This window comes from Fischerella sp. PCC 9605 (genome assembly GCF_000517105.1).
Taxonomy (GTDB): Bacteria; Cyanobacteriota; Cyanobacteriia; order Cyanobacteriales; family Nostocaceae; genus PCC9605.
The window spans coordinates 60,639-84,909 of sequence record NZ_ALVT01000034.1 but is presented as its reverse complement, the minus strand read 5'-3'; the positions used below and the strand labels follow the sequence as shown (position 1 = coordinate 84,909).

General features: G+C 43.6%; 21 protein-coding genes. 7 read left to right on the top strand and 14 right to left on the bottom strand.

Features of this window, described 5'->3' with window-relative positions; translation table 11 throughout:
- Positions 1–125 precede the first annotated feature (125 nt).
- From FIS9605_RS0100830 to FIS9605_RS0100820, 3 genes are all read left to right on the top strand, one after another.
- Entirely contained in the window at positions 126–1,700 is a 1,575-nt protein-coding gene (locus FIS9605_RS0100830; protein ID WP_197035977.1) for a helicase C-terminal domain-containing protein, read from the top strand.
- A 136-nt stretch (positions 1,701–1,836) separates the two neighbouring features.
- The gene (locus FIS9605_RS0100825; protein WP_026730886.1) at positions 1,837–2,055 is read left to right on the top strand and encodes a DUF2839 domain-containing protein; all 219 of its coding nucleotides are present in this window, start codon (positions 1,837–1,839) and stop codon (positions 2,053–2,055) included.
- A 663-nt stretch (positions 2,056–2,718) separates the two neighbouring features.
- Positions 2,719–3,162 (top strand): Fur family transcriptional regulator, encoded by a 444-nt coding sequence (locus tag FIS9605_RS0100820; RefSeq protein WP_026730885.1) that lies wholly within the window; start codon positions 2,719–2,721, stop codon positions 3,160–3,162.
- Between the two features lie 97 nt (positions 3,163–3,259).
- Here FIS9605_RS0100820 and FIS9605_RS0100815 read toward each other — a convergent pair whose 3' ends face one another.
- A complete protein-coding gene (locus FIS9605_RS0100815) occupies positions 3,260–6,400 on the bottom strand; it encodes a pentapeptide repeat-containing protein (protein ID WP_026730884.1) in 3,141 nt (1,046 codons plus the stop codon).
- A gap of 144 nt (positions 6,401–6,544) precedes the next feature.
- Between FIS9605_RS0100815 and FIS9605_RS0100810 the strand changes: the two genes are divergently transcribed.
- Positions 6,545–8,296: a DUF3685 domain-containing protein gene (locus tag FIS9605_RS0100810; protein ID WP_026730883.1), complete on the top strand. Its 1,752-nt coding sequence runs from the start codon at positions 6,545–6,547 to the stop codon at positions 8,294–8,296.
- A gap of 153 nt (positions 8,297–8,449) precedes the next feature.
- On the opposite strand, the gene FIS9605_RS0100805 is transcribed toward FIS9605_RS0100810, so the two are convergent.
- The 10 genes from FIS9605_RS0100805 to pilM form a co-directional block, all read right to left on the bottom strand.
- A complete protein-coding gene (locus tag FIS9605_RS0100805; RefSeq protein WP_026730882.1) occupies positions 8,450–9,904 on the bottom strand; it encodes a dihydrolipoyl dehydrogenase family protein in 1,455 nt (484 codons plus the stop codon).
- A 45-nt stretch (positions 9,905–9,949) separates the two neighbouring features.
- Positions 9,950–11,050 (bottom strand): threonine-phosphate decarboxylase CobD, encoded by a 1,101-nt coding sequence (gene cobD / locus FIS9605_RS0100800; RefSeq protein ID WP_026730881.1) that lies wholly within the window; start codon positions 11,048–11,050, stop codon positions 9,950–9,952.
- A gap of 32 nt (positions 11,051–11,082) precedes the next feature.
- Positions 11,083–11,367 carry an HU family DNA-binding protein gene (locus FIS9605_RS0100795; protein WP_009457351.1) on the bottom strand — a complete coding sequence of 95 codons (285 nt, stop codon included), beginning with the start codon at positions 11,365–11,367 and terminating at the stop codon, positions 11,083–11,085.
- A 481-nt stretch (positions 11,368–11,848) separates the two neighbouring features.
- Positions 11,849–12,256 (bottom strand): type II toxin-antitoxin system tRNA(fMet)-specific endonuclease VapC, encoded by a 408-nt coding sequence (vapC, locus tag FIS9605_RS0100790; protein ID WP_026730880.1) that lies wholly within the window; start codon positions 12,254–12,256, stop codon positions 11,849–11,851.
- Complete coding sequence (locus FIS9605_RS0100785; protein WP_026730879.1) at positions 12,253–12,507, bottom strand: hypothetical protein; 255 nt, start codon at positions 12,505–12,507, stop codon at positions 12,253–12,255. Before FIS9605_RS0100785 ends, vapC begins: the two co-directional genes overlap by 4 nt.
- Before the next feature lie 223 nt (positions 12,508–12,730).
- Positions 12,731–12,949, bottom strand: coding sequence for a helix-turn-helix domain-containing protein (locus FIS9605_RS0100780; RefSeq protein WP_026730878.1), 219 nt, complete (start codon positions 12,947–12,949; stop codon positions 12,731–12,733).
- Between the two features lie 166 nt (positions 12,950–13,115).
- Positions 13,116–15,473, bottom strand: a complete 2,358-nt coding sequence (locus tag FIS9605_RS0100775; protein WP_026730877.1) for a type IV pilus secretin family protein — start codon at positions 15,471–15,473, stop codon at positions 13,116–13,118.
- Between the two features lie 805 nt (positions 15,474–16,278).
- Positions 16,279–17,037: a pilus assembly protein PilO gene (locus tag FIS9605_RS0100770; RefSeq protein ID WP_026730876.1), complete on the bottom strand. Its 759-nt coding sequence runs from the start codon at positions 17,035–17,037 to the stop codon at positions 16,279–16,281.
- Positions 17,034–17,795: a PilN domain-containing protein gene (locus FIS9605_RS0100765; RefSeq protein WP_026730875.1), complete on the bottom strand. Its 762-nt coding sequence runs from the start codon at positions 17,793–17,795 to the stop codon at positions 17,034–17,036. Before FIS9605_RS0100765 ends, FIS9605_RS0100770 begins: the two co-directional genes overlap by 4 nt.
- Before the next feature lie 196 nt (positions 17,796–17,991).
- Positions 17,992–19,098, bottom strand: a complete 1,107-nt coding sequence (gene pilM, locus FIS9605_RS0100755) for a type IV pilus assembly protein PilM (protein WP_026730874.1) — start codon at positions 19,096–19,098, stop codon at positions 17,992–17,994.
- A 185-nt stretch (positions 19,099–19,283) separates the two neighbouring features.
- Here pilM and FIS9605_RS0100750 point away from each other — a divergent pair, with 185 nt between their 5' ends.
- Complete coding sequence (locus FIS9605_RS0100750) at positions 19,284–20,582, top strand: ABC transporter substrate-binding protein (protein ID WP_026730873.1); 1,299 nt, start codon at positions 19,284–19,286, stop codon at positions 20,580–20,582.
- Positions 20,583–20,611: 29 nt separating this feature from the next.
- Here FIS9605_RS0100750 and FIS9605_RS0100745 read toward each other — a convergent pair whose 3' ends face one another.
- From FIS9605_RS0100745 to FIS9605_RS0100735, 3 genes are all read right to left on the bottom strand, one after another.
- Positions 20,612–21,898, bottom strand: a complete 1,287-nt coding sequence (locus FIS9605_RS0100745; RefSeq protein WP_026730872.1) for a bifunctional folylpolyglutamate synthase/dihydrofolate synthase — start codon at positions 21,896–21,898, stop codon at positions 20,612–20,614.
- Between the two features lie 145 nt (positions 21,899–22,043).
- Positions 22,044–22,169, bottom strand: a complete 126-nt coding sequence (locus tag FIS9605_RS0100740) for a photosystem II protein Y (protein WP_026730871.1) — start codon at positions 22,167–22,169, stop codon at positions 22,044–22,046.
- 291 nt (positions 22,170–22,460) lie between these two features.
- Positions 22,461–22,991, bottom strand: coding sequence for a gamma carbonic anhydrase family protein (locus FIS9605_RS0100735; RefSeq protein ID WP_026730870.1), 531 nt, complete (start codon positions 22,989–22,991; stop codon positions 22,461–22,463).
- A 199-nt stretch (positions 22,992–23,190) separates the two neighbouring features.
- Between FIS9605_RS0100735 and FIS9605_RS0100730 the strand changes: the two genes are divergently transcribed.
- Positions 23,191–23,700 carry a TIGR02652 family protein gene (locus FIS9605_RS0100730; RefSeq protein WP_442854681.1) on the top strand — a complete coding sequence of 170 codons (510 nt, stop codon included), beginning with the start codon at positions 23,191–23,193 and terminating at the stop codon, positions 23,698–23,700.
- Positions 23,701–23,811: 111 nt separating this feature from the next.
- Positions 23,812–24,255 carry a VOC family protein gene (locus FIS9605_RS0100725; protein WP_026730868.1) on the top strand — a complete coding sequence of 148 codons (444 nt, stop codon included), beginning with the start codon at positions 23,812–23,814 and terminating at the stop codon, positions 24,253–24,255.
- Positions 24,256–24,271: the final 16 nt, after the last annotated feature.

Here is a 24,271-nt window from a genome sequence, read left to right as displayed (position 1 = left end):
TGATTGGTCATTAGTCATTGGTCATTGCTAAAAACAAATGACTAATGACCAGTGACTAATGACAACATACATAATGGAAATGGGGTTGTTACAAGTAAAATCACTTTGTATGGGATGAAAAGCGTGTGATTGAGGCAGAAGTTCACTTATCACTACATAACTTCCTGCGATCGCAGGCGGGTTTCCCTTCCTGGCCCCATCATTTGACGATGGCACGGTTGGTAGCACGCGCTCTGCGCCTAGGACGTAGCGCCTTAATTCAAGTAGGTGCAGCTTGTGGCTATCAAGGGCGTTACCGTACAAGCTTCGTGGCATCAGCGTTGATGTGGCACGACCCTGTGATTATTGTTGCACCTGAAGCTGTGCAACAACGTCTTGCGAAAGTAGAAATTCCCCGCCTACAGCAGTGGCTGCGAGTCAACAAAGCGATTAGAACAGGTGACGTTTGGCCTGGTGGTGAGTTCCAAGGGCTTTTGTTGGTTTCCCCTCAAGCTTGGTTAAAAGGACAACTTGCGCTCAATGATAATTTTCCCAGTGACATTCCCACAATTATTGATGGCGTGGACGATCTAGAAGATTGGGTGCGCGATCGCCTCACCATCACTTGGGAAGCCCATGATTGGGATCAGCTCATGCTTGCTTGCCCGCACATCGCAGAGGAAATTCGTTCTGCACGGGTAGAACTGACACATGAACTATTTCAGCATCCTGCTAATCCCTATGAATGTTATCTGATTTCCCAAACAGAGGTAGAAATATTGAGCCGTCTTTGTTCGGCTTTGGACATCGCTAGCCTGCCAGATTCTTGGAAAAACTTCTGGCAACAATTCCAAACTACTTCCCCCACCTCCCCCTCTCCCCATCTCCCCACCTCCCTCTCTCCTCCTCCCCTCCTCTGGGCTACTATTGCCCGTCGTCAAGGTTCATTTTCTTTACACATAGCTCCGATTGAGATAGCAGAAATACTTTCACCGATTTGGCAGCGGCAACCTGTGGTGTTAATTGGCAGCACTTTAGAACCGGAAACGGAAGCTCCGATTTTTCGCCAGCGCTTTGGATTAGGTGGGGAATTGACTTGTCTGAAGTTCTCGGACAGCCAAACAGAAGCCATTCAACTGTACGTACCACATCAGTTTCCCTTGCCAAACACGCCAGAATTTCAAGCCGCGTTTATTCACAAAGTCCGGACGCTGGTTTGTCTGAGTGCGACATCACCAGGATTGACAGTTGTATTAGTAGGAGATGTACCGCTGAAGGCGCAAGTAGGAGCAATTTTGGCTTCAGAGTTTGGCTCACGAGTGCAGGTAGAAAAAACTTGTTTAGACGAAAATGGCATTTTAGTTAGCGGTTGGGAATTTTGGCGAGAGCATCAAAAAGTTTTGCCTGCACCCCAACTGATCGTTATTGCTACCTTGCCCCTACCATCTCTCGAACATCCGCTTGTAGCAGGCAGAGTAGCTTATTATAAGCGATCGCATCAAGACTGGTTTCGTTTGTTTCTGTTGCCCGCAGCTTTGAACGAATTGCAAAGAGCGATCGCTCCAGCACGAGAAAGTCAAGGTATCGTGGCTCTACTTGATAGCCGGGTGGTAAACCGCAGTTATGGCGCTCAAGTTCTGGCTGCCCTTAGTCCCTTGGCACGCATTAACTATCTCGATCCCAGTTTGTTTTCCCAATCTGGCGAAGACAATTCTCCATAGTCATTAGTCATTTGTCCTTTGTCATTTGTCAAAAATCTTGACCAATGACTAATGACCATTAAGCGTTATCATCAGCCTTAGCAGATATTTAATGCAGTCAAATTTGAAATTTTGATTTTTCATGGTAGGTGAGCAAATGGGTGAAGCAAAGCGTCGTAAAACCGCACTGGGAGAAGATTACGGCAAGAGCCAACAGACTCGCATCTTACCTTGGGTTCCAATCACCAAGTCACAAGCAGAACTATTTGTCAAATGGACAAATCGCGGTGCCTGGATTGGCATTGGCCTTATGGTTGTAGCTTGGGTGACAATCCGTTTTATTGGCCCAGCTTTTGGTTGGTGGCAAGTTGTCTGAAACTATTTCTCTGATCGACAAACAATCCCACCCTTTTTCAAGGGTGGGATTTTTAATGGTATCTACCTTCACATTAGTCCCTAGAGCATAGATTCATACTAGGTTGCAGTCAAAGATAGTACTTCCCTCACCCCGCCTGTCGGCACCCCTCTCCCAATTTGGAACAGGGGAGGGGGAGAGGGCACGAATTGCTATATCTGAACACAACTTGGTATCAGTATTCAGAAATTGTCTTTATGGGTGAGACAAGGGAGATATGGGTGACAAGGGGGATTAGGAGAAGGACAGATGGAAAGTAGTAAACCACTAGCTACTAACTACTAACCCTTCGGGTTCGCTAGTCGCTCATGGGGGGAACCCCCAAGACCGCGCTAGCTCACCACTAACCACTAACCACTAACAATTAACTATTGACTAAAGACAACACACTTGCCTTTGGGTAGACGTTTGTGGCAATTTTAAGCTAAAGTTGTAATGAGTTTGTTTTAGATTAAGGTGCGATCGCAAAGTTGTCAAGAAGCACAAAAATTGCTCTCGTTGAGTATGTGATTTCCGCAGCAATAGTGAAAGGCAACCTGGGGGAGTGCATAATGCTTAGATATATAAAATAACAAATAAATATTCACAAGAAAAAATTGCCCGAACAGTTAAAAAGCATAAAATATGCAAAAACCGACGATATCTACACAACCAATTCGTTCTTTAGAAGATGCCCTAGAGCAGTGTCAAGCGCTGGGTATGCGCGTCAGTCGCCAGCGTCGGTTCATTCTGGAATTACTTTGGCAAGCAAAAGAGCATCTGTCTGCTAGAGAAATTTACGATCGCCTCAATCAGCAAGGTAAAGCGATCGGTCATACTTCTGTATACCAAAATTTAGAAGCATTATCTTCTAGTGGCATCATTGAATGTATTGAACGCTGCGACGGGCGTTTATACGGCAATATCAGTGACTCTCACAGCCATGTCAACTGTCTTGATACTAACCAAATATTAGATGTTCATGTAACATTGCCAGAAGATATCATCCGCTTAGTTGAAGAACAAACAGGAGTTCGGATCACTGACTACAGTATTAACTTTTACGGTTATCGTGATTCCAAAGATTAAGAACTGGGGACTGGGGACTGGGCATAGGGAGTGGGTGAGAATCATGAATGCTGAAAATTTCATAATTCATAATTTTTATTCCCTAGCCGTTAAAAATTCAGCCCAAAATTGTCTCATCATCACCATAATCCTCATATAAATCAGCTGACAAAATTGGTTTGCCTTCTGCACTTTCAATTAGCGTGACTTCAGAGGTATCTTTTAACCAAGCGGCTGTGTTTTCAGAGGAAGAGGAGATGGAGATATCGGTATGGGACGACTCTAACAGCAAACTTTTAATTGCTTGAAACTCTTCTAATGAGAAAATTGCACCATTGATAGCGGCAATCTCTCTGTTGATGTCACTTAGAATAGCTTCAAATAAGCAGGTGTTAGTGACATTGACTGACTGGAAATTCACTCCTGTGAGATTGGCACCTGTGAGATTGGCACCTGTGAGTTTTGTGCCTGTCAGGTTGGCGTGTGTGAGATTTGCCCCTGTGAGGTTCGCGTATGCAAGATTTGCTCCTTGCAAGCTGACTCCGGCTAAATTTGCCCCCATTAACTCGGCATTTGATAAATCTATCTGCTCAAGATTTGCGCCAGATAACACTACTTGTGGCAAGTAAGCTGCTGATAAATTGAGAAAAACAAGGGATGTTGAGTGCAGGTGTGTGGCGAAAGCAGCTTTATCTAAAACTGCTGTTCTAGCAATCAGCATCATTAGTGCTTCTGGCTGGAATTGTGCCAAATTGTCTGGATTGCCACAAGGCCAAAACGGAACTTTCGTTTTTTGATGACAAGCACAAAGCAATAAAAACACATTCAATCCCACAGCTGCATTTACTTGTTCTACATTTACGGGGTTTTGCAGTGCCTGAAAATGAGTTAAAGCTTTGTGTGTGATACCTTCGTCTAACCAACGACCTCGACAGTAAGCATACCAAAAAGGCAGCAGGCGATCGCACAATATCTCAAAGGAGAACTCTTGCTTTGGTTCCCTCTCTAAACCCTCAATCACAAGTTCTTGTATTTCCTGAGTGAGAATTCCGAAACCGAGTAAATTATAAAGATGCTGGGCAACGCTACTGGGAGATTCCAGCACAAATGTAATTTCACCATAAGCATTTTCTTGCCGTTGGGTAAGTAATTTTAGTTGAGCGACAATAGCTTGAACGCAGAGAAATTTTCCTAATTTGGGGTGAGAGAATTCAATCCTATGATGGGGTGGTGGGGTGGTGGGGTGGTGGGGTGAAATCTTTCCCCCCCTCTCCCTCTCTCCCTCTCTCCCACTCCTAAAATAAAAGGCTGGTAGCGTGCTGTTATTCGCCTCGTCAGGTAAATCAATTTGATGGCGTTGGGAGTGCAAAATTTTTAATGCGATCGCTTGCATTTGTGCGAGTACATCTTGGGGATGGCGATCTTGGAGAAGATTGGCGATCGCATCTTGTGTACGATGGATATAATTTAACCCCGATCGCAACAGCATTGTCTTGATGCCACCAGGTTGAGGATAATCCAACAACCAGCGATTTAACCGATGGTGAATTTCCCATAAAAGCGTTGCGTTGGTTTTTGCTTGAGTATTGGCAGCTAGTAGTAATAGTTCATCATCTAGCAGTCCGTCCCGATGTAAAACACCCAACAAATAAAGCATTAAAGGTTGACGGACAAGGTGAGAAAGTTGCGGTAGCTTGGATGTAGCAGAAAATAATCCTGACTGTTTGAGAAAAGTAAAGAAGTTTTGGGCGATGGGCAATGATTGCACTTTTGCCCACTGTTGAAACCATTGTCTCCACTCTTCCTGATCCCAGGGCTGAATGCGAATTCGCCGCAATGGCAGTGCTAGTTCTTTGCTAATTTCCTGCAAAGCTTTTGACTGACTCGTCAACACAATCTTATGGCGAGATTGAGATTGCAGATTGAGTAACTGCTGCATAAAAATGATTTTTGCTCGATTACCTTGATGAGAAACAGGTAGTTCATCCAGACTATCTAACAGCAAAAGACAACGAGGATAGTTTTGTTGCAGCCAATCAGAAAGGTTAGTTTGACAATGTCCTGTAAAAGCAGAATTCAGCGTTTCTGCTAAATTTTTACCGTACTTTACATCCCGCAGGCGAATTAGTATCGGCATCCACGTAGGGTAAAGTTCTTTTGCTACAGTTGCTGCCCACATTTGACAGAAACTAGTTTTTCCATAACCAGGTTCCGACTCGATCGCAGTAATAGTTTTTAAATCAGTTAATTGTTGCTGCGCCCATGTCATTAAATCAACCGATTTAGCAGTTTTTTGCTCTGGTTGAGAATCACTCTCATTGATTGGCAAACCGTTTGGGGGAACATAAATATCCTTAAGAGAAAAGGATTCCATCAGCAGAGGTTTAGACTGCTTCTGCATTAAACTGGCTCGGTAGTATTCCCTGTATAAGTCAATTTTGTCACCTACACTTAAGCCAACTTCTGGGGTTTGTAATTCCTTATCAGTATCAGCCGAGCTAGCAGACAATGAATTTCCCAATCCAACGAATTTTTGCAGCTGGGCTAAGGGAGGGGCATTTTCAGCTATAACTGCCAGTAAATGACCACTCAGAGAATTTTGGAGGCGCTGCGTTATCAATTTAGCTTCTGCTTCCTCTACACCATTGGCAATAAACCACGCTACGGCAGCATTATTCATCTGTTGCACCAGTAATGAATCTGCAACCAAACTCAGGGCTTGTTCAGCTTGAGTATCGCTGAGTTTTCCTGGACGAAGAGTTTTGAGCAGTCCTTGCAGTTGAGTATCTTGCAGAGGTTTCACGGGAAGAGATGGGGAGAGTTTTGTTAAAAATTCACCGTGTCTTTGTGTCTTCGTGTCTTTGTGTCTTCGTGTCGGAGCATCCCCCAGCATTACTCGATCTAGCCAAGGCCTTCGCAAGTTGTGTTCCCAATCAAGAACTTGTTGCAAACCTTGAAGGTAGGCAATTTGAAATGCCAACCATGTACCTTCATTGCGTTTTAATGGCTTTTTTTGCGTAATTGCGCGGGCAAGGCTGGCTGTCAACTGAGCAATTACGCTGATTTCCTGCCAAACTGTATCTAGGGGTAGTTCTAACACTTCTGCTAGAGTACAAATGTCTAAAGGCATCAAACTTTTGACTTCCATATCCTGAACAATACGGAAGGCAATAACTGCTATCTGTCCGGGCGATAATCCTGCGATTTCAGGTATTTCGAGATAATATTCTGCCAACCAATGCCGAATACTCAAGTTCATTTAATTACATATTTAATGGCTGCCTATGGCAATTATCATCGATTTTTTTGTCTTCACAAACAGGTGACAATGAGGGGATAAGTTAGATATCAAAGCTGTTTTCGATTTGAGAAAAACAGCATCAAAAGTATTTTCAAGTGGATTATGAGCGATCGCCCTCTGAAATTATTGCTGGTTGACCAAGATCCTATTTTCCGACTAGGATTACGGGTTGCTCTAGAAGAATTTTCTGATTTGCAGGTGGTATCAGAGGCAGACACAGATACCAGTGTGTTGCAGACTTTAGCAGAACTTGCCCAAAAAGACCCCACCAGCGTGAATTTAGTTGTCTTGGAACTTGGCAACGGTCGCTCTATCTCCAGCCAGCAACTAGGTTTACAACTGTGTCGGCAATTGAAAACTCAGTATCCCAACCTACCAATCTTGCTCCTCAGTTCTCTTCAAAACCAAGGGTTGCTATTGGCGGCTAGGACAGCTGGTATAGATGGTTACTGCCCCAAAGGTACACCCGTTTCTGAAATAGTCACCGCCATGCAAGAAGTGGCAGCAGGTCGTTCCTATTGGTATTGGGAACCGGGGAGAGTGGGGGAGGGGGAGAAGGGGAGAATAAAAACTCCTTATTCCTCCCGAAATCCTTTATTTAGATTGTTAGAGAATTTGCGTTTATCAGGAACTGCTCAAATAGACGCCAACTTGGCAGCAGTGACGGCACGTTTGCAAGTTCCCGGACAGCCAGAACTAGAACGGGCAATTTTAGCTGGACAGCGGCGAGAATTGCTAGCGGCTCGTTGGCTAGTTAATCATTTGTTGGCGACACCACAACCACAGCCAGTAGATGAGCAAATAGCAGATATTTCCGAACAACTACCACCCCCTCCCGTAAATCTCTCTAGTAGTAGTGCGATCGCTAAAAATACCCCTTCTCTACTTAGCCCCAGAGCGCTGCAAGCAAAACTATTTGCATCTTGTATTAATAAACTGCAATCACCTTTGCAAAATATTACAGATGTACCATTGGAAATTGACATTTTGCGCCCAGATAAAAAACGAGAATTGCTTTATTTGATTTTGCAAAAAATTGCTGAGGTTCTGGATGAACTACGTAGTTATAAAATTGAAATCAAGCAATTATTTGAACTCAAAAATACAATCTTGTATGATTTATGGGAAGAAGTAACTACAGAGTTTTTTGGTAAGTTTTCTCTAGTGAGATTAGGTAATAATCGTGTCGAAATAGTGAAAATTTTACTACAAAATTCGGCAGTAGTGCAAGCAGAAATTCTCAAGCAAATTCCGTTTGTTGTAGAATTGTTTAATTATTTGCTATTTCAAACAAATTTGACTATTGACAATACAAACTATCCGGCGGGTAGTTTTGAAGCTAATCAGCAAGCAGAAATGTTGTTAGAAAATTTATTAATTCAGATAGGTAATGGTGTAGTACAACCACTACTAAGCTATTTAGCAGATGTAGAAGATATTAAGCAAAATTTTTATGACCGCAAATTAATTTCGACGCGAGAAATGGAACGTTTCAGAAATAATTTGTCTTGGAAATATCGGATGAGAAATTATGTAACAGAACCGAAGGCAATTTTTGAAAGCCGCTATGAAATATTCGTATTTGCTCCACGCGGTATCGCCAAAACTTCAATTTATGCCCCCCGTGGGCAAGAGTTAGCCCAACTTTCAGGAATTGCTCTATTGGTGACTTTAGGGCTAGAATTTGGTGATGCGATCGCGCCTCGTCTGCGATCGCTATTATCTTTCTTAGGTAGAGGAGTCGTCTTCGTACTAACGCAAGTAGTTGGTCGAGGTTTAGGTTTGGTTGTTCGTGGTATTTTACAAGGTATTGGTAGTGTTTCACTATCAGAAGGGAAGAATAAAAAGCTATGAGTCAATGGTCATTAGTCATTGGTTAGTAGGGGCGCAAAGCTTTGCGCCCGTACAGTGATAAAAAACCAACAAACAACAAAGGATAAAGAACGAATGACAAATGACAAATGACGATATTCACGAGTTAACTTTAATTGTGCCGATCTAATAAACTCATAAATTCCAATCGCGACGGAAATGAAAAAAACTTTCTAAAAATTCTTGCAACATAGTATTACTTTGGAACATTTGCTGATTCCACTCGTTTGCAGTTTTTTCTAAAATCTCTGAAAAACTCACAGAGATAGGAGATAAATTCGCTATGCGATCGATTTTAATTTTTTTGGCGATCGCCAAAGCAATAACATTAATTAACTCAATAGCTTCTGCTCCTAATATGGAAGCCCCTAAAATTTCTCCATTACGTCGAACAATAAATTTACAAATACCTGTGGTTTCTTCTTGGATTTGGGCTGCTGCCAGGGTTTTGAAATACTGCCGTAATACTAAAATTTCATCTTGATGATATCGGCGTCTTGCTTGTGCCTCTGTCATACCAACTTGCGCCAACATGGGCTGAGAAAATACTCCCCACGGAATGCAATGATAATTAACTTTGCTCCAGGGTAAAAACAGAGCATTTTTTAAGGCAATTCTTGCTTCATAATTAGCAATGTGAGGAAATTCATAGCCACCAATTACATCACCACAAGCGAAAATGCGGTAGTTAGTTGTTTGCAGTTTCTCATTCACTACCAGGTGACGATGATGCCATTTCACACCCACCGCAGCCAAATTCAGAGATTTAATATTCGGCTGCTGTGCAGTTGCTACTACAATTTCATCTGTTTCAATCGCCTTATCTCCCACCTGAAGCCACTTTTTATCGTCTATTAACCGTACCTGAGTAACTGCTGTGTGGTTAAGGACACGTACACCCTCTGCTTCCAGTTGCGCTTGTAAGAGTAGAGCTATTTCTGGATCGGTATGGCTAATTATAGAGGGACGATTTATTACTAAGGTAACGCTGCAACCCAATCGCACTAAAGTTTGCGCTAACTCGATGCTTTGGGGGACACCGCCAATAATTACCCAATTTTTAGGTGATACAGAACTGCTAAGGGACTGCCAAATATTAGACAGGGTAAGAAAGCCTGTTTTTTGCAATCCTTCAATCTCTGGAATTATTGGAACTGAACCACTAGCCAGTAAATAGGTACGTGCCCGTAACAAACGGTCATTAACAACAAATGTCAAATTTGGTGAGGATTGAAACTGACCCTCACCGACAATAACATCAACACCTCGGGCAGCTAAGATAACAGGTGAATGCTGTTCTTCGATATTGGAGGCAATGCCGCGAGCATACAGCATTGCTTCTGGCCATGCCACAGAAATTTGGTATTTTTCTGCGGTGTCAGGGTATAAAACTCCAAGACCAAATTGCCCAGCATTACTTACCTGACGAGAGAATTTGCCTATCTCTCTAAAAACGTGGTGATGAATAAATTCATAATTAGTTTTTGGCTCTACCAAAGCGACTTTGGCTCTTAATTGGGTTGCCATGAGGGCAGCGTAACGCCCTGCAAGACTGCCACCAATAATTACAACATCGTAGTCAATTGTCATTAGTCAAGGGTCAAGGGTCAAGGGTCAAGGGTCAAGGGTCAAGAGTCAAGGGTCAATTTTTTGACTCTGGACTTTTGACTCTGGACTCTGGACTAATGAAATAGCGTCTAATAAACGCTGATTCTCTGAACATAAGCGTACAGCAACACGAAAATAGCGATCGCCAAGTTCAGGGAAACTCAAGCAATCACGAATTAAAATCTGGTGATGCTTGAGTAGTTGTTGCTGCAATTGGGAACTAGGCTGCTGTGATTTCACAAGTAAAAAGTTAGCAGCGCTTGGCAAGGGTTGCAAACCTGGAATTTGGGCTAAACCCTCAAACAGTTGGTTGCGTGTCGCTGGTAGCCATGCCCAGGTTTGCTCCTGAAACTCCCGATCGCCTACTGCGGCCACTGCTGCGGCTTGGGCAAGGATGTTGACTGGCCAGGGGTCACGCCAAGACTGCCATCGCCGCAAACGATCGGGATGAGCGATCGCATAACCCAACCGCAGTCCAGGGAGACTGTAGAACTTGGTGAGCGATCGCAAAATTACCAAATTGGGATATTTCTGCACTTCCCCAATCAGGCTTTGTTCCTGATGGGGAGGCAGAAAATCCATAAACGCCTCATCCACCACTACCAAAGCAAATTCCTCTAGGTAGGGCAGAATGTCTTCTCGCGAAAATAACTGTCCCGTTGGGTTATGGGGGTTATTTAGGAGTAGTCCTTTGTCCTTTGTCATTTGTCGCGTGTCAAGAATCGATGACAAATGAGCAGTGACTAAAGAAAGAGGAAATTCCAGCACTTTAGCGTCGTATGCCGTTAGCGATCGGTAGTAGTCGCCAAAGGCTGGAGTAATTAAAGCTGTTGCGGCTAGTTCTGCTAATTCTTTTCCTGCTAGTGTCAGTAATTCTGCCGAGCCGTTACCTGGCAGAATCCACTCAGACGGCAGTTGATGAAACTGACCCAGAGCCTGTCTCAGTTCATGATAATCAGGGTCAGGATAGTGCCTAAGATTACCCAGTTGAGACTCAATCGCAGTTAACACGCTGCTGGGGGGTCCCAACGGGCTGATACTCGCAGAAAAATCAACAATAGCACTAGGGGAACAGCCAGCCAGTGCCGCTGCCCAAGCTAAATTCCCCCCGTGTGCTGTTTGCCGCATCAAAAAAGAGTTCCCTAGAAAAACACCACTGATTAAGATTTTGGGGGTGCAACTTTTTCTCTAAACAGCTTTCCAGCAGAGAAGGCAGGAACCTTAGTTGCAGGAATTTCCATCTTTTCGTTGGTTTTGGGGTTGCGTCCTTCGCGGGCCTTGCGTTCGCGTGATTCAAAAGAACCAAATCCCACCAACGTTACTTTATCGCCAGAAGAAACAGCTTCAATGATCGTTTCCAAAGCAGCAGTTAAGACTGCATCAGCTTGTTTTTTGGTTACGCTAGCCTTTTCAGCTACGGCATCAACTAATTCACCTTTGTTCATGTCAAACTCCTTGAGTTTTACTTGAGATTGCGTACAGATGCGCCTTGACGCATCTTTACTTAAACCCCTGTTTTGAGATTTACAAAGTCACCTTTTTGAGTATTTATGCTTAAAAACGCTGTAACTCTCATAGGCTCGACTTTTCAATGAATCATTCTAAAGTGTTCAAGCCAGAAGTGGATAGATGAAACCATTAATTTATATAGATTTCAGGATTTTTTATTTAAAAAGGGTGTTTGTTTCACTAAAAACACCCGCAAAAGTAGGAAAAAATACTTAGAAAAAACCCCTGTTGCGAGGGGAACAGGGAGAATTGTTAGAGATATGGGGGTAGGGGAAGTAGAGGTAGTGAGGAGAGAAAATCTTTCTCTATCTCTGTTTTAATGTTTTATTAACCAAGATTTAGAATTATTAATCATATTGATTAAGCCACTAAGAACTTGATTATAAGTTCTGTAAATTTATCGACCTGTATCGCTATCTAACGGGCTTCCTCCCAATCTTCTATCTGCAACCCGTTTACCCGACCAAATTCACCTGTATTATGCGTTACTAATATTAAACTATTCGCCAAGACAATAGATGCAATTTGTAAGTCATTGGGACCAATGGGAGTACCACTCACAGCCAAGTCAGCGCGAATATGTCCGTATATTATTGCAGCAGCATCATCAAAAGGCAGAGAAACAAACAAATTGAGAAATTGTTGCTGTCTGGCTAATGTTCGCTCAGGATGATTGCTTCTCATCGCTCCATAAAATAACTCTGCCTTGACTATCGAACACACAGCAATATCTGCTACTCTTGTTGCCTGCAAACGTTCCCTAATTGCCACCGACCTACCATTGAGATAACGGATGCAAACATTGGTATCTAACAAATACCTCACAAGATTTCTTCTCTTTGCTCAAACACACCCTCAGAATCAATAACAATAGGGTCATCCTGGCAAATACCATAAGTCTGCTCAAAAAAACCAGCAGGCCAGCCCAATTCTTCTGGTGTTTTCATCTGCGCCGATAGTTCTAGTGGCTGAAAAATCACCATCACTTCTAAATCTTTGTCCGTTATACCCACTGGAATTTCTAAATGTAAAATCCCATCTTCGCCCACATGAGAGCGTAATTTTATACTCTGCATTTGCCTTGTCTTCAATTTATAGATAGATTCATTCTAGAGTTTCAAGGAATTCACCAAACCACACTAATGAGGAGATAGAAAAGTAGGTCAAGATGGGGTGAGAATGAGTATTTGCCCATCGTGCGGGCGAATCAAACCAGAATAGAGCGATCGCTCTATAAAGTGATATCTCCTGGCGGTGCTGCAAGCAGACAGCGATCGCGGGCTTCTCAGTAGTGAGAGATTATTCAGCTTCGGTTCGACGCTCGTATAACTCTGACAATGTTTTTAAACCGAAGTAATCCATTAAAACTTCTGCTGTATCGCAATCAATACGGCGCACAATTTGGTGGCGGTAGAGACTACCAATAGTTGTTGGACTTAAGCCAGTGTCTTGAGCAAGCTTTAACTGACTTAAGCCTCGCTCATCCATTAATTCTTTCAACTTGCAAATCACAGGCATTATTCTTTTGTTGCGAAAGAGGCGAAGAATCGCTATTTTCCGATTTCCCCATCTATCTTGAAAATAAACCTCACCCTTTCCCCTCTCCTTGCTAAGGAGAGGGGTGTCCGATAGGACGGGGTGAGGTTTTTCATTCATTCTGATGTACACAGTTCATGATGGCTACTCACCGCTTCGGAACCTGCAAGCCCCGACGCTCAAGCATTTGCCGCACCTCTGGGCTAGGAGTATAGTTATAGCCAAAAGAAGAACGCTCAGAATCATCCATAACTTGAGGTGTGAGCAATACAATCACCTCATTCCGCTGGTTCTGTTTGTTTGTCCTTCTAAACAGCGAACCAATGAGGGGAAGATCCCCCAAGATGGGAAGTTTAGAAACAGTGGCTCTATCTGTGTCTTGGATGATACCACTGAGAATTAGCGTCTGACCATCGCGTAGGCGAATCATGCCAGAATTCAGGGAGCGTTCAGACACTAAAAATATTTTTTGAATATTACCTCCTCCAACATTTAGATCAGCTGCCGATTGGGGTGCTTTGACAACGGGAGCCACTGATAAGGAGACAAAACCATTGTCGTCAATCCGATCAACTTTGACACCCAGGGTTAAACCTACATCTGTTTTCTCAGCTGTAATTGTTTGTGTAGCGATACCATCAGTACTAGTTATTTTGCTCGTAATGTTTCCTAGCACTTCCTGAGTCAGTTTGACATTAGCTGTTTGACCCTCTTGTACTATTAAAGTTGGGTCAGTCAAAATTTTGGCATTGCCACTTTGCACCTGAGATTGCAGACTGAGGAGAAAACGTTTAGGAAACTGGTACAAAGTCGGCAGAGCGTATGTATATATGTCGCTAGTCTTCTTGGGTTGTAATTCATACTTAGTAGGCTCACCAGTATCAGTATTAATCTCAGTTGGTACAATTTCAGCTCCAGTCGTTCCCGGAACATAATTCGTGATACCAGGTTGTAATGGATTGCCATCCTTGCCTAAACTAGCTTCTGCCCCTTGTATACCACCTGGTGAAACATTCATAAATGTTCCTCCTTTAATAGGATTAGTAATGACTGGTGTACTAGTCACACTGCTTGCAGCTTCAGCATTAGTAGGTGGTCTAGACCCACCAAAATTTAGAGATGCTGCACCACCATCACTAGTAAAGAAATTCTTACCAACGCCAAAGGAAAAGCTGGTGTTTACGTCCTTGGTATTCAAAAGGTTAACATCAATAATTTTGACATTAACTGCCACTTGCCGACGACGGATGTCTAGCTGCGTTAGTTGAGCCATTGCAATCTCAACTAGTCTGGGAGGGCCAATCAAAGTCAGGGAATTTGTACGCTCGTCTCCTAATGCCTGCAAACCTCGGAGTAGAGGCTTGGAATCTTGAAAATCAATGCGTTGAGTTTCAACTCTTGTTTCTGTAGTGGTCTGAGTTTGAGTGATGGGAGCAACTCCGTTACCTACAGGAACAGCACTGACGTTGGTTACTTGTCGTTCGCGGTTGACAGCACTTTCTGCACCCAAGGACACCAAAAAGTTTAGGGCAGTTCCTATCGTGACCTGATTAAGTCGCAGGTTCCGCATCACCACATCACGTGTGGAATTGGGTAGTCTTGGCCCCACAAAAAGTGTGCGTCCGCTACGGTTAGCTTCCAGACCACTCAAACGCAAGACATAGTTAAACACATCTTGCACTGGCTCGTTTTCTATATCTAGAGAAATTGTCTGTCCTCCTTGTCCCCCAGTTGCATCGGCTCCTGTATAAGCCAAGTTCAAGCCAGCCGCACGAGCAAGCAGTGACAGCACTTCGCGTACTGGCGCATCTCGCAGCACTAGACGGGGTACACGTTCTTGAGTTCCTAAGTCAACTACACTGGGAGAAGCATCAATATTAGAGATGGCTATATCTCCCACTGGCGGAGCGACGGCTCTAGGTAAGAAAGGCGGAGCTGGAGTTGGAGGTTGACCAGGCCCGGCTGTTTGCGCTGGTGTGCCATCAATGCTGACTTGCGGATTAGGAACAACAGGTGGAACCGATGGGACTGGTGTTGGTGCTGGTGCTGGGTTAGGAGTAGGTGCTTGGGGAGGTGTTGGTGCTGATGCTGTGGTTCCTCCTGTGGGGGCAAAGCCGAGTGTGATGTTGTTTGCTCCTCGGGCTACAGGTTGGCTGCTAGGGGCACTGTCAGCCCCAATCACCAAGACTCTGATGCTATTGGCATCCAACTGAGCAACTTCAATAGAGGTAATTCCTGGAGCGGGGTTTTCTTTGCGGAAACTATTGCCTTGGGGTAAGCGTAGTTGAGTATTAATAATATCTGCAACTAAAGTTTTACCTCTTTGTGTGGTAAAAATTTGGGGGCGGGAGCCAGAAGAAGTTTTTAAAATAAGGTTGATTCCGCCATTAGCTGTTTTTAGCTGCACATCCGTAATTTTAGTAACTTGTGCTTGGGCTGGATGAGCCGCTAAAAAAACTATAGCGGTTGCGCCTAATATTAAACTGTTACCGTGAAGCTGTTTCACAGTTCATTCCTCACATTAAACCGATTTCTAGACAATTTTTGAAATTTTTGTGTAGCTAGCCTGAACATAACTTTCCGGCTAAAACCCAATACAGATCAAGCAATGTTAAATCCTTGGAGATCCCCCCTAGCCCCCCTAAAAAAGGGGGGAAATTGAATCTTACAGCCCCCCTTTTTTAGGGGGGTTGGGGGGAGCAAAAAGTTAACTGAACCGTACTGGGCTAAAACCTGTTAAGACAGCATGAAATTTAACTTAGATACATGGTATTTTTGCGTAAGCGCGATCGCTGTTGTTGCTATAATTCCCTAAAAACCTGCATAAAATAACACCGTTTAATCAAATTCTTTTGAGAATTTTCATTCATTGTTAGCGATCGCCTGAGAAAACAAACAAACAGACTTTACTTTGAGTAAATTTTGACCAAAAAGAGCGCAAAAAAATCCCTCTAACCCCCCAAAACACGATTCTGTTGGTGAATCAATGGGGGGTTATACTCCTCTAATACCAATTTTGGATTTTGGATTTTAGATTTTGGATTAAAACCATTGATTAATAGGCTATTCCAGAATTTTGAAACAAGAATCCCTATACCAATTTGGTATAATCTCGTTCCTTGGCTTCAGGCAAGGAATGCGCTACAAGGAGGCTCTGCGTTGTGTATTAGCGCTAGAGGCAGAGCCTCGCAGTCCCTTGATTCCCAGGTAGAACCTGGGAACTAGAGGGTGTGTGGGATCATACCCATCCTTGAGCATTCATGTTTTTAGGAAAAAGAGTAAATCTCTCGCCCCATCACCCCATCTCCCCATCACTTCTTCGGCGCTGCTTGGACAGCTGCAATTTCTTCTGGAGTAAGCGGCATCAATGCCTGTAATTGGAAAGATGTAGAAATTGGTGCTGGCCCCATCCTAATTGCCACTTTGCCTGGTTCTGGAGCAGGTTCTGGAGCTAATGTAGATTGATAGTCCTTAACTATCAACAAAGGCTGCAAACGTTCAATATTACGAAGAATTGATTGCGTTTGTTCATAAGTGCCGACAATTTCGATATTGACGCTCCTGCGTTTCAGTTTGCCGTCAACCTGTGATCCTAACGATCCATCGGTAATCGGTTCAGCTTTATCTGAAGCTGGCACAAATTTCTTCAGTTTAGCTCTAACAGCATTAGCAGAAATTTTACCGCTGCCAGACTCAACCAAACGATTCAAATCCAGCAGTAGTGTATCCAATGTTTTTTCGTTAGCAAACAATCCTAACACCTGGGTTTGTTGTTGTTTGGCTTCTGCTAACTCTTGTTTTACCTTGTCCATCTGTTTGATGGTGGCTTTCTTTTGGTCAATTTGCCCTTGCAGTTCGCTTTGTTTTGCTTGCTGTTGCTGAAAGGTTTCCCAAGCTGGCATTACCAAGTTAAGCAACATGTAAAGGGCCCCGGCAAAACCCAATACCCCCACTAGGATGCCGATGATTTTGGGTGTGAAGGTGATGCCAAAAACAACGGGGTAGGTTGATGATGCCCCTTCCTCTAATTCCCCACCTTCTACAAAATTAAAATCTTCACTCAGCGTCATTTTTGAATGACTCCTGTTTGTTGCAGACTGCGAATGCGTGCCACTAATCCCACTGTGCCTTTTTGCTCCAACTCTCTAACTAACTCCGAAGCTGGAACATCACTTAGGCTGGTTTGAATGTTGTATCTAACTATTTGAGGTGGTTTAATCGCTACACCTTGAGGAGGAGAATTTTTTATCGGTGCATCTACTAATTCTGCTGAAACAATTTTTGCTTCGTTGGCTTTAAAGAAACGAGATTGTTGCAGAATCAGCAAAAAATCGTTGACATCGTTAAAGGAGCGAGCTAAGCCAGTAATTGCCATTCCGCCAGCGGGATTGGGTGGTGGTTGTCCCTCTACTGGGGCAGCAGGTGGTGTTTGTCTAACATTTTCAATTTGTACTGACGCTGGAATGCGATCGCGCAAATCTTGTAACATTGCTGACCAAGCACGAATCTGATCGAACACGGCAACTAAAGATTGCGTTTCCCCCTTGACTTTGTTGGTTTCTTCCCGAATTTTGTTAATGCTACCGATTTGTGCATCTAAGCTCTTGCTCTCCTCCTCCAGTTGCGCTATCAACTGCTCTAACTCGGCATTTTTCGCTTGCAAAAGCCACCAACCAGTTCCCGCAAAAGCTGGGAAAAGCACACCAATCCCCACTCCTATAAATACAGGTGTTAAATTTCCAGGCTTGAGTGATGATTTCGGCTTCTTTTCAGTATTTTTCTGGAAATTTGGGCGGTCTTTAAGAAAGTTAATATCTAAACTGTACATTTTTAGTCATTAGTTAGTAGTTAGTGGTTAGTGGTGAGCTAGCGCGGTCTTGGGGGTTCCCCCCATGAGCGACTAGCGAACCCGAAGGGTTAGTGGTTAGTCTCCCACTCCCCCACTCTCCCCCTCTCCCCATCTCCCCATTGCCCCTTATCCCCACAAAGTGGGGCCCCCCCTTCCCCATCTCCCACTCTCCCTTTCACGCCTCCCGCACACCAAGACCAAGCACTATTCCCAGTCCAGGACGTTGCACTGCTGGAAATTTTTCTTCGTCAACTTGCAATGACAAAGATCCAATTGGATCTACTTGAGAGGTTGGTAAACTCAATCGTTGTGTGAAGAACTCATCAAGCTGTGCTAATCCGCCACCCGGTCCCGCCAGCAAAATCTGCGCTACTTCCAAATTTTCACTTTGATTCAAATAAAAATCGATGGAACGGCGCAATTCATCCGTAAGTTCTCCCAACACCCGCATCATCGCTGCCATACCAGGATTAGCTTCGGTGACACCAGTTTTTCCACCCTCCATAGGAGTTAAAGGAATGGTCATTCCCTGCAACAGTTCCATGTCTCGTGATGCAGGTAAGTTCATTGCCCTTGCTAGTGCCATTTGCATCTGATAAGTCCCAAGTGGAACTGTACGCGAAAATTGCGGTACTCCATTGACAACGATCGCAATTTCCGTGCTGTCGAACTCTATATCGACTAGCACAGCGGCTTCTTGTGGGCTAAATTGCCGCAGCTGATCGCGAATTGTCCGAATCAGTGCAAAACTGTTAATCTCTAAAACATCGACTTGCAGTCCTATTTGCTCGAACGTATTTATATAGGTATCAGTAATTTCTTTGCGAGTCGCAACCAGAAGCACCTGTACCTTTTCTATGCCATCTTCATCTACAAAGTACCCAAGTTTCTGATAATCCACATCAGCTTCTTCACGAGGATAAGGCAAATACAAACCTGCTTCGTGGTTTAACACCATCTCCCGCAGTTCCTTATCATCTAACTCAGCTGGAACGGGTATCAGACGCACAATTGAATCTCGTCCCGTTACGGCAGTAGCAACTCTAGAAGCATTGATTTTACTCTCAGAGAGCGCCTGCTGGATGATTTGCGCCATTGTTGGAGGATCGGCAATTTGACCATCGACAAAAACACCTTCTGGAACTGCTACCGATGTTAAGGCGTCTAGTTTCAGACCTTGGCGTTGTTTGCGTAAACGAGCAACATTTACGCATTGTGGAGAAAGCTCAATGCCGACTCCGCCCTTTGATTTGCCAAACAGACTCTTGAAGCTTTTAACCACAGTTTTGCCCGCATGACTGCTAAGTTGAAAAATTTAAATGTTAAGCTGTTTTGTCCTTTGTCATTAATCATTTGTCCTTTGTGAAGAATCAATGATCAATGACTAATGATTAATGACTATTGACTTTATAATCTCGAAAATTCTGCATCAATTTTTCACCCCGGTTTAACTGAACTACAAGCACAATGATTCAAATTCAAAAATGTAAAAGATTAGCTGTTTGGGCGTTACTTGGCTTATTGACAAGCTGGATTGTCAGTTGCAGCACGGGTAACGTCAGTCCAAGCACAAAACAGGCATCTTCAGGAGTGGCAACAATTGAGTTTTGGACGATGCAACTCAAACCTCAATTTACCGACTACTTCCAAAGCCTGATTGCGACTTTTGAATCGCAAAATTCAGGTATAAAGGTTAACTGGGTGGATATACCTTGGGCGGAAATGGAAAACAAAATTTTAACAGCTGTCTCCGCAAAAACGCCACCTGATGTTGTGAATCTGAATCCCGATTTTGCATCGCAATTAGCAGGTCGAAATGCCTGGTTAGATTTAGATACAAAAATTCCAAATGACGTACAATTTGCATATCTGCCAAATATATGGAAAGCCAGCACACTGAATGGTAAGAGTTTTGGAATACCCTGGTATCTCACCACGCGGCTAACCATTTATAACACTGATTTATTAAAACAGGCAGGTATAAATAAACCACCTGCTACTTACACTGAATTGGCGCAGGTGGCGCAACAAATTAAAGATAAAACTGGTAAGTATGCCTTTTTTGTTACTTTTGTTCCGCAAGATTCCGGTGAGGTTTTAGAATCTTTCGTGCAGATGGGAGTAACCCTAGTGGATGCCGAAGGGAAAGCTGCCTTTAACTCTCCTCAAGGTAAAGCAGCATTTCAGTATTGGGTAGATCTTTACAAAAAAGGACTACTTCCTAAAGAAGTATTGACACAAGGACATCGTCATGCTATAGAGTTATACCAGGCAGGAGAAACAGCTTTACTAGCTTCAGGCCCCGAATTTCTCAAGCAGATTGCCAATAATGCGCCTGCGATCGCCAAAGCTTCCGCCACGGCACCACAAATCACTGGTGACACCGGTAAGAAAAATGTCGCTGTAATGAATGTAGTTATTCCGCGCGACACAAAACAACCAGACGCCGCTGTGAAATTTGCCCTGTTTGTTACTAATGACGAAAATCAGCTAGCATTTGCCAAAAAAGCAAATGTCCTGCCATCTACAAAAAAAGCGCTGTCTGACAGTTACTTTAAGGATGTATCGGCAAATGCCTCTAATATAGATAAAGCGCGTGTAGTCAGTGCCAGTCAACTGCAACAGGCAGAGATTCTAACCCCAACCTTGAAGAATTTCAATCTCCTGCAAAAGGCAATTTATGAGAACCTGCAAGCAGCAATGCTAGACGAGAAGACGGTAGATAAAGCCGTAGAAGATGCAGCACAGGAGTGGAACAGTCAATAGTCATTAGTCAATAGTCAACAAACTCTTGACTATTGACTAGTGACTATTGACTCTTTTAAAAAATGTCCGACTAAATACAGCGAACCGCATAAAACGACTAAATCATCTGTCAAGGAAAAAGCCGCTTCTAGCGCGGATGTTAAATCTGGGAAAGTACTACAAATACTCAATTTTAGGCAAATATTTCCAGCTAACTGTGCTAATTCACTAGGATGAGCTGAACTATGATCGGGTACTGGTACTAAATATAATTGGTCATTGGGTCGCAGTAAGGCTTGAAAAATTTTCTCATGCTCTTTAGTCGAAAGCATTCCCATCACCCAAGTGACTGCTTGGACATCTAGGCTATCTACATAATCTCGCAAAACTTGGGCAGCAGCTGGATTATGAGCACCATCAAGCAATAATTTATGGTTTTTCCAGGTAGTCCATTGCATCCGCCCCGGCCACTTAGTTTTGGCCATACCGTTAATTATGGCTTGCTCAGAAATCTGCCAACCTTGTTTTTGCAGGATTTGCAGCGCAGCTAAAGCTAAAGCTGAATTCGTCAACTGAATTTGTCCCTCTAATGGCAAAGGGTATTGAATGGGGTGATCTCCCCACCTCCGGTTCTCCCCATCTCCCAATCTTTCATATTCTGCCCATCCAGTAGAAATTTGACGCGCTGGCTGGGGTGTAAAGATAGGGCATTGTAATTCCAAAATGCGCGATCGCACAACTTTTTCTGCATCTGGTGGCAAAGGGCCAATCACAGCCGGACATCCAGGTTTGAGAATACCAGCTTTCTCTCTAGCAATATCAGCGATGGTAGGCCCGAGTTGCTGCCAGTGTTCGCGGCTAATAGATGTGATAATAGTAACAAGGGGTTGATCGCAAACGTTAGTAGCATCCAAACGTCCTCCCAGTCCTACTTCTACCACTGCAATATCAATTTTTTGCTGAGCGAAATACAACCAAGCTGCTGCTGTCACCACTTCAAATTGAGTCGGTGACTCTTCATCCGGATCAATAGCAGCTTCGACTTGCAGTAATAATTTGCAAAATTCCTCAGAAGAAATAGGCTGTTCGTTAAGGCAAATGCGTTCTGTCCAATCAACTAGGTGAGGAGAAGTATAACGTCCTGTGCGATAACCTGCCTCCGTGAGAACCGAAGAAAGATAGGCACAAACAGAACCCTTACCATTAGTGCCAGCAACGTGAATTACCGGAACTTGGTGATGTGGACTACCAAGATTTGTCAATAATTTCACTATACGTTCCAACCCCAGATGAACGCCAAATTTTTGGAAGGGTTGGAGTAAAGAGTCGATGTCCATAAGTAGATAGTTGTTAGTAGATAGTAGTTAGTGGTGAGTTATTACAACTAACTACTAACTACTAACCACTAACAATTAACGAATAAAACCGACTGTCTCTACAAAAGAGAAACAGTCGGGATCGGATGATGATACGGAGTATATTTTATGCTTCTTTATTTAAAAAGCTTTGAATTTGTCTTAAAGCAGCAGCACCGATATTAAACAATGCCCAAGCAGCTGCGATCGCGACTGGTGCCAACACGATAACCACACGCATATCAAAGTCCATTTTTTTAACCTCTCTCTTAAGTACAACTTAAAGTATTGTCAACTGTTCTCATTTTTTTATTTTTAGCTGAAGTGAGCAATTTTTCCCAATTGATATGTAAAGAATCTTTACAAAATTAGTCAATAGTCATTTGTCATTTGTCATTGGTTAGTGGTTAATAGTTAGTAGTTAGTGGTTAGTAGTGATGGTTAGTGGTTGGTCGTCTCCCCATCTCCCCATCTCCCCATCTCCCCATTGCCCCTTATCCCCACTTTGTGGGGCCCCCCCCCTTCCCCCACTCCCCCTCCTTCCTCAATGGGAAGTGCTAAAACCAGTATCTGTCCCTTTGCCAGCATGAACTAAAGCTAACTTCTTATAATTTTCAGCGTGTTCGATCAGTTCTGCTGCCTCAGCATCTGTAACTTGGCGTAATACTTTTCCAGGAATACCAACAACCAAGGATTTAGGTGCTACATCTTTAGTTACCACTGCACCAGCACCGATGATGCTACTAGCACCCACCCGCACTCCATCTAAAATCACTGCTCCAATACCAATCATGCTGCCACGTTCAATGTAGGCAGAATGTACCACAGCACGGTGTCCTACGGTAACATGGTCTTCTAGGATTGTGGGCTTACCCGGGTCGCCGTGTAGAATTGCTCCATCTTGGATATTAGTGCATTCGCCAATTTCAATGCGTTCCACATCTCCTCTAATGACTGCTCCATACCAAATGCTAACCCCTGCTGCTATATTTACAGAACCCATAACCACAGCATTGGCTGCAACGAAGGCAGCTTGAGAAAAATCGGGAGAAGGCCAGTAGGAAGCGTTAGACACGATAGAATATGAATATGGTACTCAGGAACACTGGAAAAATTCCAACCTTGGAGGCTGGTTGCAAAACCAGAATATCACGGCATTAAGCCTGTTCACTGAGGCAGCAGTCAGTACATACCCTTATCGTGTGGCGCAGAAGTATAAATAAAACCAACGTCACTGGTGAAGACAAAAATATTCTTCTTGTACGCACTTCATGATGAATCCAGGCTTGCAGTACCCAATATTTGGCCCCGAAATTCAGTGTCCCCACTGCCGTCAGACAATCCCGGCACTGACACTAACAGATACTTACTTATGTCCCCGTCATGGCGCGTTTGAAGCCAATCCTAAAACAGGAGAGTTGATTCATTTACAGTCTGGACGTCACTGGCGTCGGTGGAATGGTGAATGGTATCGACAACATACGCATCCAGATGGCATTCGGTTTGAAATCCACGAAGCATTAGATAAGTTATATACGCAAGGTTATCGAGCAACACGGGTAATTATTGCTCGCCGCTATCAGGAATTGATGAGTGGCTATTTAGAACGCAGCACTCCTTGGCGGGGAGGACAATCAGAAGGGGCTTCGGCACGACTGTACGGTTTACCTGTGGAGTTTGGCCCCGATCCCAAAGAAGAACCCTGTTGGGAAGTAATTAATTTTGATTTGGAAAAAGAACCCGGTGTGCCTGTACGTTATCCTTATTTCAGATTATTTGAATAATAGTTATTAGTCATTTGTCAATGGTTAGTTGTTGGTAGTTGGTAGTTGATGGTTGGTGGTTTTTCCAAACAACAAACAACTAACAACCAACAACAATTGAAAGCCAAAATTATGCACCACGCTTCTATTCGCACAGCTAATATCCATCGAGCGATCGCCTTCTACGAACAACTAGGGTTTACAGTTTGCGAACGCTTCACTACAGGCTATACCCTCGCTTGTTGGATGGAAGGACTAGGTGGCAGAATTGAACTAATCCAAATACCAGAACCAAAACCAGCCCCCGATGCATTCGCAGATGAGCATTATGTGGGTTACTATCATCTGTCTTTCGATCTCACTAACATCACGACCGATTTGCCTAGCTGGTTGACAGATTTGAAAGAAAATTTTACTCTGGCCGCACAAAATCAACCAGAACACTTACAACCACTAAAGATTCTTTTAGAACCGATGCAGCAGCAAATAGGCGATCGCATCTATGAAGTCGCCTTTATTGCCGATGCCGATGGCTTACCTTTAGAATTCATTCGGGTTTTAGCCGCACTCCAGTAGTTGTTCATCAAAGAAA